The sequence below is a fragment of the Empedobacter sp. GD03797 genome (assembly GCF_029842105.1).
Lineage (GTDB): Bacteria > Bacteroidota > Bacteroidia > Flavobacteriales > Weeksellaceae > Empedobacter > Empedobacter falsenii_C.
Map to the genome: position 1 here is coordinate 48757 of NZ_JAOCFS010000021.1, position 10796 is coordinate 59552.

Genomic DNA, 10796 nt, shown 5'->3' on the forward strand with positions numbered 1-10796 from the left:
TCTACTAAAAGACGCATCAATTAAAATTTGAGCAACAAAGGTCTATCCAATTTAACAAATTAGTTAGCGAAATAAACGTAATAATATGTCAAAAAGACGTTTTTAGAAAATTTTCACATTTGCATTGATTTACATCAATTATTAGTTAGAAGCGATGAAAGTTGTAGGCGAAACACCTGCATAATTTTTGAAAAATTTACTAAAAACGGAAGTGTCTATAAAATTTAATTCTGTCACAACATCAGAAACACTATATTTTGGGTTCTTTAGTAAGACTTTAGCTTCTAAAACAATGGCTTCGGCAATAATTTGTTTGGGTGATTTATTAAAAACTTCAACGATGATCTTAGTTAAATGCTTACGACTAATAAACATTTCATCTGCATAAAACTGTACATTGCGCTGACGACGAAAATGTGTTGAAACTAAATACAAAAACTGTTTAGCTAATTCCTCCTTTCTGACTTCTTTCGTAGTACTTTTCGCCATTACAGCTTGGTTGTAGTAATTTCCCATCTCGTACATCAAGACCGAAAAATGATGTAAAACCAAATCTTTTGCAAAGATATTTTCGTTCTTGATGGTGTATTTACTAATCTTATTCAGATTGTAACGCATATCACGTACAATCTTTTTATCTAAAGAAATAATTTTAGGATATTTAGACGATAAAAATTCTACTAAATTATTGGATTTTACGTGAAAACCAGCTTCAATAATCAGATCTGAATCAATGAAGATTGCTTGAACAGCAAAATCAGCCGAGTGCTCTATAATCTCGAACAACTGACCTGGAAGAACCACAATAATATCATCACGTTTGATTAACGTTGGTTCTAAATTCACCGTGATTTCACATGTTCCTGCAGTAATTAAAATCAACCCAAGCGACGTAAACTTATAAGGTTTTCGTTTTACAAAATAATAATTGTTTTCAGGACCTACATCAAAGATTGCTAACCTACGATCGGTTGCTTCTTCTTTGTAAGTTCTTAAAATATTATCAATTGAATAAAGTTGAATATAATCACTCATTTTTAGCTTTTATTTTTTCGAATACAATGTTAAAAGATTTTTTTGACAAGTAAAAACATAAATACGTCTTTTTAACAAAATCTTACGTCATTTTGGTATATCTAATATCCTCTTTCTAATGAAACTTCATTCAATAAAGTCTCGTTATTTTTCATTCTGTTGTAGTTATCTGCAACTTGTTTTAGAGCTGTTGTTGCATTTGTAACACTCGCAATATGAGGTGTTACATAAACATTTTCATTCGTCCAAAAAGGGTGATTTTCAGGTAAAGGTTCTTCTACAAAAACATCTAAATAAGCCTCTTTTATTTGTTTTTCTTCGATTACAATTAATAAATCCTTTTCGACCAAATGTGCTCCACGACCAACATTCACCAAAACTGTATGAGCTGAACATTGTGCAAAAAAGTCTTTGTTCAAAATACCTTCTGTATCATCTGTCAAAGGCAAAATATTGACAATAAAATTAGTATTAGAAATTGCAGCATTCAAGCCTTCTTTTCCTGCAAAAGATTCTACTCCATTTATATTTTTAGGCGAATTCGACCAACCTTTGACTTGAAAACCTAAAGCAACAAATTGCTCTGCTACTAACTTTCCGATTTCACCTAATCCTAAAATTGTAATAGTTGTTTCCTTGATATTTTGATAAGTAGTAGGCTTCCATTGTTTACGAACTTGATCTTTATAATACGTCAACAAATTTTTCATTGAAGTCATAACACAAGCCAAAACATGTTCAAACATTTCTTGCTTCAAAGCAGGATCAACAATACGTGTCACCTTTATTGAATCTGGAATTTTGGTATGCAACAAATGGTCAATTCCTGCTCCAACAGATTGTACAACTTTTAGATTTGGAAATTCAGCTACATAATTTTTGTGCGGTTTCCAAGTTGCAATAAATTCTACATCATCTGGATTTGAGATATTTGGATAAACTTCAACTTTCGTATCTGGCAACAATTCTTGTAAATTTCTTTGCCATTCTTCTATTGGTTTTTGATTGAATATTAAGGCTACACTCATAATTGATTACTTTTAAAACAAATGTAAATAACTCCAAATTAATCACACATTAAATTTGACTATTTGTCAGATTTCTTACATTTGGATTAGAATTTGAAAGAGTTCAAACAAATATATTTTAACTAAAAAATACACTATAAATGGCAAATCCGTTATTAGAAAAATTTGAAACACCTTTTGAAAGTGCTCCTTTTTCTAAAATCAAAAATGAAGATTACAAACCTGCTTTTATCCAAGCAATTGAAGAGGCGAAAGCAGAAATAGATGCAATTACTGCGAATCCTGAAGCGCCAACTTTTGCTAATACAATTGAAGCAATGGAACTTTCTGGTGAAAAATTAGGACGAATTTCTTCTATTTTCTTCAACCTTAATTCAGCTGAAACGAATGATGAAATTCAAGAAATTGCACAAGAAGTTTCGCCTTTATTATCTGAATTTGGAAATGATGTTCGCTTAAATCAAGATTTATTTGAACGAATTAAAGTCGTTTATAATCAAAAGGATTCGTTGAATTTAACCGATGAACAAGCTTATTTACTAGAAAAAAAATACAAAGGTTTTTCGAGAAATGGTGCAAATCTAAACGAAGAAGACAAAAATAAATTACGCGAAATAGACAAACAACTTTCGATGTTATCATTGCAATTTGGTCAAAATGTATTGGCAGAAACTAATGCATACGAATTGATTATTACAGATGAAAATGATTTGAAAGGTTTACCTCAATATGCAATTGATCAAGCGAAAGCTGATGCAGAACAAAAAAATCACGAAGGTTGGTTAATTACCTTGCAAGCACCAAGCTATATTCCGTTTATGCAATACGCAGAAAATCGTGAATTAAGAGAAAAATTGTTTAGAGCAAATGGAGTAAAAGCTTATCAAAATAATGAATTTAACAACGAAGAAAATGTAAAAAACATTGTAAAACTTCGTCACGAACGTGCTAAAATATTAGGTTATAAAACGCATGCTGATTATGTTTTGGAAGAACGTATGGCAAAAACACCTACGACTGTTTTAGATTTCTTGAATGATTTATTAACGAAAGCAAAACCATTTGCAGAAAAAGAAATTGAAGAATTAACTGCATTTGCAAAAGAAACTGATGGGATTGAAACATTGCAACGTTGGGATCATGCGTACTATGCTGAAAAATTAAAACAGAAAAAATTCAGTCTTTCTGACGAAGAATTGAAACCTTATTTTCAGTTAGAGAATGTGATTCAAGGAGCTTTTGATGTCGCAACAAAATTATATGGAATTACGTTTAAAGAAATTCATAATATTGATAAATACAACGATGAAGTAACAACTTATGAAGTTCTAGATAAAAATGGAGCGTTCTTAAGTTTATTGTATGCAGACTTTTTCCCGCGTGCAGGAAAACGCCCTGGTGCTTGGATGACAAGTTATAGAGAAGCTTCTAATGTGAATGGAAATACCAAACGTCCGCACATTTCGATTGTTTGTAATTTTACAAAACCAACGAAAGACACACCTTCATTATTAACATTTCAGGAAGTAACAACATTGTTCCACGAATTTGGACATGCGCTACACGGAATGTTACCAAATACGACGTACGAAAGTCTTTCTGGAACAAATGTTTATTGGGATTTTGTTGAATTACCCTCTCAATTTTACGAAAACTTCTGTTACGAACCAGAAGCTTTGAAATTATTTGCAAAACATTATCAAACAGGAGAAATTATTCCGCAAGAATTAATTGAAAAAGTAAAAGCTTCTTCAAGTTTTATGGAAGGTTATCAAACTGTTCGTCAATTGAGTTTTGGATTATTGGATATGGCTTATCATGCAAATGATTTGGCTGAAATTAATGATTTACAACAATTTGAAAAAGAAACTTTCAAACAAACAGAGTTGTATCCAGAAATTGATAAAAATATGATGAGTACATCCTTCTCACATATTTTTCAAGGTGGATATTCATCTGGTTATTATTCATATAAATGGGCCGAAGTTTTGGATGCAGATGCCTTTGCATTTTTCCAAGAAACTGGAATTTTCAATCCAGAAACAGCTCAAAAATTCTATAAACTTTTATCATCTGGCGGAACTGTAGAACCGATGAAACTGTACGAAGAATTTAGAGGTCATAAACCAACAGCAGATGCTTTATTAAAGCGTGCTGGATTAATATAAATTGAAAATCCGACTACTTTTAGTAGTCGGATTTTTTTATAATACTATTGTTTAATTAATGCAAACTTTCCCCGTGTTGCGACAAATCTAACCCTTCGAACTCGGCTCTATCACTCACGCGCAAGTGAATCATTTTATCAGTAATATAAAATAACGCAATTGCACCGAAAAAAGTAAATAACGAAACGAGCAACAAAGCAATCATATGATGTGCAAACACGTGTATCCCGCCATGTAACAAACTCGCATTTTCTCCATGTGCAAAAATAGCTGTCAAAATCATTCCCATGATTCCTCCGACTCCATGACATGCAAAAACATCTAGAGTATCATCAACTCGTTTTAATACTTTCCAATAAACCATTACATTTGAAACTATAGCAGTTATAAAACCAAAAAATATACTTTCAGGAATTGTAACAAACCCACAAGCTGGTGTGATTGCTACTAATCCAACTACGGCTCCTATACACGCACCCATAGCTGAAACACTACGGCCATTAATTCTATCAAAAAGTATCCATGTCATCATTCCTGAAGCAGAAGCAATTGTTGTTGTTCCGAAAGCTAAAGCTGCTGTGGCATTTGCTCCCAAAGCTGAACCAGCATTGAAACCAAACCATCCGAACCATAACATTCCTGTTCCAAGCATAACAAATGGAATATTTGCAGGTTTGTGTTCTCTGTTTTTACGTTTACCTATCACCAAAGCTCCTGCCAACGCTGCAAATCCTGCACTCATATGAACAACAGTTCCTCCTGCAAAATCTTTTACTCCAAAATATTTATTCAATAAACCTTCTGGATGCCAAACCATGTGACAAAGCGGTGTGTAAATGATTAAACTAAATAAAATCATAAATAACAAATATGAAATAAAACGCACTCTTTCGGCAAAAGAACCAGTTACAAGCGCTGGTGTAATGACTGCAAATTTCATTTGAAACAATGCAAATAAAACAAATGGAATTGTAGATGCCATGTCTTTGTGTGGAAATGCTCCGACATGATTAAAAAATGGATAACTTAAAGGATTACCAATAATTCCGTAATGTTCTCCATTTATTGTAAAACCGATTGATTTACCAAAAGACAGTGAAAACCCAACTACAACCCACAAAATCGAAATCACACCTAAGGCAATAAAACTTTGTAACATGGTAGAAATAACATTTCGCTTACCTACCATTCCTCCATAAAAAAAAGATAAACCTGGCGTCATCAATAACACCAATCCTGCAGCTGCTAAAATCCAGGCGACATCTGAATTTACAATATTTTCTTCGCTAAGGAATTCTCCTGTATTTGGAATATCTACAACTGGTTTCCAAAATAATCCAGCTAATGCAACTAATGTTATAATTGCAAAAGCTACTTTCCATTTTAATCCAACTTTCATAAGTTTTTAATTTTAACCCTATCAAAATTAGATTATTTTTAAATAAAATCATTTATTTTCAATCACACCCTATAAAAATTAGGGGTTAAAATATTAATTTTACATTTTAAACATAATTACCCTATGTAAATTCATAAAAAAAGATTCCTTTTTTGGAATCTTTTTATCAATTTGATTATTTAGTTTATCTAATTATAAAAATAACTTAAGTCCAACATTTGCTCCAAATGTATTTACTGAATTTTGTATATATTGTTCCTTCTTGTATTTAACTTGATCATATGATAAACCAAAATCTAAAGCAATAGCAGGAGTTATAAAATATGAAACACCTCCTTTAACTTTCCAAGTAAAGGCATTATTTTTACTACTACTATCAAAATTAGCATCACTATAATATTTATACTTTGAAGTATCAAATCCTGCTCCTCCACTTAAATATGGATAAAACTTAGAGTCATTTGCAAAATAATAAGATACAAAAGGCATCATAGAAATTGAGTTTCCTTTCGATTTTTGTTTATAACCAATTGAATTTCCAGCAGGATCAAAACGGTAGGAATTAATTGTATTTACGGAATTTCTATATGAAATATCTAAGCCAACCGCTAGATTATTGATAACAAAATATCCTCCTGTTACATTAACATCAAACTGGTTAAATTTATTTTTTGTTTCTTGCCCATAATCATTACTATAATCATACTGGCTAGAATTAAAACCTAATGCTGAAGAAGCTCCAACAACCCAATTGTTTTTCTGAGTTTGAGCAAAAGAGTTTATACTAAATGCTAAAATAATAAGTAAGAATTTTTTTTTCATTTATTTGGTAATTTAAAATCAAACAAATATATAACAATAGTAAAACGATAATAATTATTTTATATTATTTTTCTGAAAAGCTTTTCTTGGACTTCCATCAAAAAAAACTTCGCCACAATAGTGATAACCTAACTTTTCAAAAACACGCAACATTCCAATATTATCAAAGTTGGTATCAACTTTTATATTCTGTATTTTCTTTGTAATTGCTATTTTTTCAATCTCATCCATCGTCCAAGTTCCTAAACCTTTCATCTTAACATCTTGTGCAACAGCCAATCGATGTATGACGATATATGGATCATCATTCAGCCATTTTCCTTCAATTGCTGTATAAGCAGGTTCTATTTCATTAATAATTGCAACATATCCAATGATTAGATTATCAACATTTTCAATTATATAACCAAAACCATTTGAAATATCGTTATTCACAACAGTCATATTAGGATACCCATTTTGCCACTGATTACTTCCTTCCTCCTTTCTTTTCTGAATCGCTTGCTGCAAAATCTCCCAAATTCTATCTGCATCATTCAAAATAGCTTGACGTAAATTTAATCCAGTCTCCATATCTTATTTTATTTTCAATATAAGTGATTTTTAAGCAAATCATAAGTTTTGATATTTAATTTTTTAATAAATTGAAGTAATAAAACTAACTATCCTAACATGAGATTTCCAAAATCTATAAAATATGTAAAAATACCTTGGCAACAAGTTTTAGCAATACTTATTTTATTACTCGCATTTGTATTTTTTAGAAGCGAACGCAAAGAAATGATGCAAATTATTCCGAGTATCCAAAGCGCAAAACCTATTTGGCTGTTGATCGGTTTCGGAATTACACTTCTCTATATTTCGCTACAAGCTGCAATGTATATCACAAGTTTCAAAACAGTTGGTTTACCTCTTAAATTTTGGGACGCTGTCAATTTATTTCTCAAACGAAATTTTATCAGTGTTTTTTTACCAGCGGGCGGAATTAGTTCTTTGGCTTATTTACCCAAACAAATCAAAAAACAACAATTTGAAACAAATAAAATCATTCAGGCAAGTTCTATTTATGGTTTTATTGGATTATTAACGGTTTTCATCATTGGCGTTCCCATCATTATTTATAGTATTTACGTCAACAAATACTTTAATGACTCATGGATATCATTAGTTATTTTGGGCATAATTTTAATTTTGGTTTATTTCATTTATAACTCATTCAAAACCAAAAATAAATTCTATCAAATTATAGAAAATAAATTTCCAAAGATTACGGAAGAAATCAATCCAATTTTTGAAGCTTCTTTGAACAGAAAAAATATTAATCTCACGATTCTAATTTCGACAATCATCGAAATTACTGGGATTTTACATGTCTACATCGCAATGTTAGCGTTAGGCATTCAACCCACTTTTGATGCGGCGGCTTTGGCATATACGATTTCTGTTTTATTGATGATTATTTCGCCATTTTTGAGAGGTTTGGGCGCTGTAGAATTTACGATGGTGTATATTTTAACACAATTCGGTTATTCTCATAACCAAGGTTTAGCTACAACTTTATTATATCGCGTTTTCGAATTTTGGCTGCCTTTAGGTTTTGGATGTTTGAGTTTTATGTGGCGTGGAAGAAAACTATTTGCACGAATTTTTCCTGCTGTTATGATTTTTACATTAGGAATGATTAATATAATTTCAGTCATCACTCCTCCTCTTGCTGAACGTTTGCATTTCGAAAAATTATATTTACCAACCGAATTCATGCATCTTTCAAAATTGATGATTCTATTTGTCGGAATTGCTTTATTGATTACATCATCTTATCTCATCAAAGGATTAAAATCTGCATGGATTTTTGCTTTAATATTTGCTATACTTTCATTTTTCGGAAATATATTCAAAGCATTGGACTACGAAGAAGCTGGATTCGCATTTTTGACCATTGTACTATTAATTTACAGCAGAAATCAATACCCATTGAAAACAAATTTGAAAAGATTAAGACAGGGATTCTCGATTTTTTTATTAGCATTTTTTGCTATTTTTATTTTCAATGTTTTAAGTTTTTATTTCATTGATAAACGACATTTTGGTGTAGATTTCTCTTGGAATCAGGCTTTTTATTATACATTCCAAAACTTCTTATTGTTCAGCGAAAACAATTTAGTTCCGAGAACAACCTTTGCCAAAGATTTCAAAGACATCAATATTTTTTTTGGATTTAGTTCTTGGATATTATTGATTTTAGCATTCTTTAGAGCTAAAAATTATAACACAAAAGATATTCAGGATTATGAAGAAGCAGAAGAAATTGTCGAAAAATATGGCAATTCAGCATTAGATTATTTTAAATTAATGGATGATAAAACACTTTATTTTTCTTCAAATATTAATGGTTTTGTTGCGTATAAAATCGGTTTAAATTTTGCTATTGTTTTGGATAATGTCGTTTGTGATACAAAGTATAAATCAGATTTAATTTCAGAATTCGAAAATTATTGTAGAACAAAAGGTTTGAAAACTGCGTATTATAGAGTTTCGGAAAATGATTTAATTGATTTCAAAAAGTTTAAAAAACAACATTTATTAATTGGACAAGAAGGAATTATTGAGGTTGATTCCTTTAATCTTCAAGGAAAAGAACGTAAATCGATGCGAAATGCATTGAATACTTTAGAGAAAAAAGGTTTTAAAACAGAGGTTATTCTACCTCCTTTGACAGAAGGATTTTTAAATGAAATTGAATCTGTTTCAAATGAATGGTTAAAAGAATTTGATAAAAAAGAAATTGTATTTGCTGAAGGTAAATTTGACAGAGAAATATTAAAAAATCAGACTATTATTGCATTGAGAAATGAAGAAAATAAAGTAGTAACATTTCTGAATGTGATACCAGATTATGCAAAAGATGAAATGACTTACGATTTGTTTCGCAGAACTGTTGATTCGCCAAATGGTAGTATGGATGCGGTGATAATTGCATTAATTAATCACGCCAAAGAAAATCAAAAGAAATACATCAACATTGGTTTAACTCCATTAGCTGGTTTGGATAAACCAAATAATATTGCTGAGCAACTCATGAAATTTGCTTATCAACGAATTGGTACGTTTAAACAATATCAAACAATGCGCGATTTCAAAGAAAAATACGCCAATTATTGGATCAATAAATACATCATTTATGCTAATGAAGTAGAACTTCTTCAACTTCCACAAGCGTTAAATAAAGTTATGAAACCTCAAGATGAAAACTAAATATTTCATATTATTTGGATTGATTATCACTACAATTGGTTTGTATATCGTACGTACAAAAGGAGATGATATAGATATCAAAGATCCTTTACCGCTTAAAATATGGGAAAATAAAAATGAAACTAAACCTATCTTGTTTTATTTAAGTGGAGATGCTGGATTAGGATCTTTCTCAAAATCAATTTGTAAGAATCTACATCAAAAAGGTTATGATATTTATGCATTAAATTCTAAAGTTTATTTTTGGAACGAGAAAGATCCTAAAAAAACGGCAGAAATATTAAGTCAATTTTTAGAAGAAAAGTTCAAACATCACAAAAATCAAGAAGTTGTATTTATCGGCTATTCTTTTGGTGCTGATGCGATTCCGTTTATTATCAATCAGCTTCCTACAAAAACCAAAGATAGAATACATCAACTTATTCTTCTAGATCCTTATGAAACAGCTGATCTTGAGATTCATTACAAAAATTTAATTTTTGAAAATGTAAGCGGAAAATGGAATACAATTCCAGAAATTAATCAATTACCTAATTTACATTTATCTATTATTTTAAGTGATTATGGAAAAAATTATCCCTACAATAAAATTACTTTTAGCAATAAAAATATAATTTCTTTGGGTGGTAATCATCACTTTAACCGAAATTATCAAAAAGTAACTGATACTATTATTAAAACTAGTAATTAATCATTAAATAAGAAAATATTCATTTAACATAATTACATCTTAAAATGTTCGGAACTTTTTTGATTTAAAATCTTCAAGCTCTCTTTTAATTTGTTAATCGTAGAATAAAAATGAAACTTAATCCTGATATTTAGTTGAATGATTTAAAAATTATTATAATACTTTCTAGTTAACTAAAAATTTAAAACATAAAAAAACCTCAAGAAATAAATCTTGAGGCTTTTGAATAAAAACTGGCGACGACCTACTCTCCCGTAAGTAACAGTACCATCGGCGCAGGCAGGCTTAACTTCTCTGTTCGGAATGGGAAGAGGTGAGCCCTGCAGCTATAGTCACCCTAATATTTTTGTATTTTTAATCAGGTTTACATCCTAATGATTCGATAAAAAAGCCTCAAG

8 protein-coding genes and 1 rRNA gene are annotated in these 10796 nt (G+C 30.4%); 3 read left to right on the top strand and 6 right to left on the bottom strand.

The genetic code is table 11. The features are described 5' to 3' along the window. Positions 1 to 141: 141 nt before the first annotated feature. A complete protein-coding gene (locus N5D90_RS12710; protein WP_038337196.1) occupies positions 142 to 1035 on the bottom strand; it encodes an AraC family transcriptional regulator in 894 nt (297 codons plus the stop codon). A 101-nt stretch (positions 1036 to 1136) separates the two neighbouring features. Then, complete coding sequence (locus N5D90_RS12715; RefSeq protein WP_280062698.1) at positions 1137 to 2063, bottom strand: glyoxylate/hydroxypyruvate reductase A; 927 nt, start codon at positions 2061 to 2063, stop codon at positions 1137 to 1139. A 140-nt stretch (positions 2064 to 2203) separates the two neighbouring features. On the opposite strand from N5D90_RS12715, the gene N5D90_RS12720 reads away from it, so the two are divergent. Then, positions 2204 to 4231, top strand: coding sequence for a M3 family metallopeptidase (locus N5D90_RS12720; RefSeq protein ID WP_280062699.1), 2028 nt, complete (start codon positions 2204 to 2206; stop codon positions 4229 to 4231). Between the two features lie 55 nt (positions 4232 to 4286). Here N5D90_RS12720 and N5D90_RS12725 read toward each other — a convergent pair whose 3' ends face one another. From N5D90_RS12725 to N5D90_RS12735, 3 genes are all read right to left on the bottom strand, one after another. Next, complete coding sequence (locus N5D90_RS12725; protein WP_280062701.1) at positions 4287 to 5630, bottom strand: ammonium transporter; 1344 nt, start codon at positions 5628 to 5630, stop codon at positions 4287 to 4289. 192 nt (positions 5631 to 5822) lie between these two features. Continuing rightward, the gene (locus tag N5D90_RS12730) at positions 5823 to 6452 is read right to left on the bottom strand and encodes an outer membrane protein (protein WP_280062702.1); all 630 of its coding nucleotides are present in this window, start codon (positions 6450 to 6452) and stop codon (positions 5823 to 5825) included. Positions 6453 to 6506: 54 nt separating this feature from the next. Beyond that, positions 6507 to 7025 (bottom strand): GNAT family N-acetyltransferase, encoded by a 519-nt coding sequence (locus N5D90_RS12735; RefSeq protein WP_280062704.1) that lies wholly within the window; start codon positions 7023 to 7025, stop codon positions 6507 to 6509. Between the two features lie 99 nt (positions 7026 to 7124). Between N5D90_RS12735 and N5D90_RS12740 the strand changes: the two genes are divergently transcribed. Continuing rightward, positions 7125 to 9707, top strand: coding sequence for a flippase-like domain-containing protein (locus N5D90_RS12740; RefSeq protein WP_280062705.1), 2583 nt, complete (start codon positions 7125 to 7127; stop codon positions 9705 to 9707). Continuing rightward, entirely contained in the window at positions 9697 to 10398 is a 702-nt protein-coding gene (locus N5D90_RS12745; protein ID WP_280062707.1) for an AcvB/VirJ family lysyl-phosphatidylglycerol hydrolase, read from the top strand. Before N5D90_RS12740 ends, N5D90_RS12745 begins: the two co-directional genes overlap by 11 nt. Before the next feature lie 231 nt (positions 10399 to 10629). Here the strand turns inward: N5D90_RS12745 and rrf are convergent. Beyond that, a 5S ribosomal RNA gene (gene rrf, locus N5D90_RS12750) occupies positions 10630 to 10738 on the bottom strand. Between the last annotated feature and the right edge of the window lie 58 nt (positions 10739 to 10796).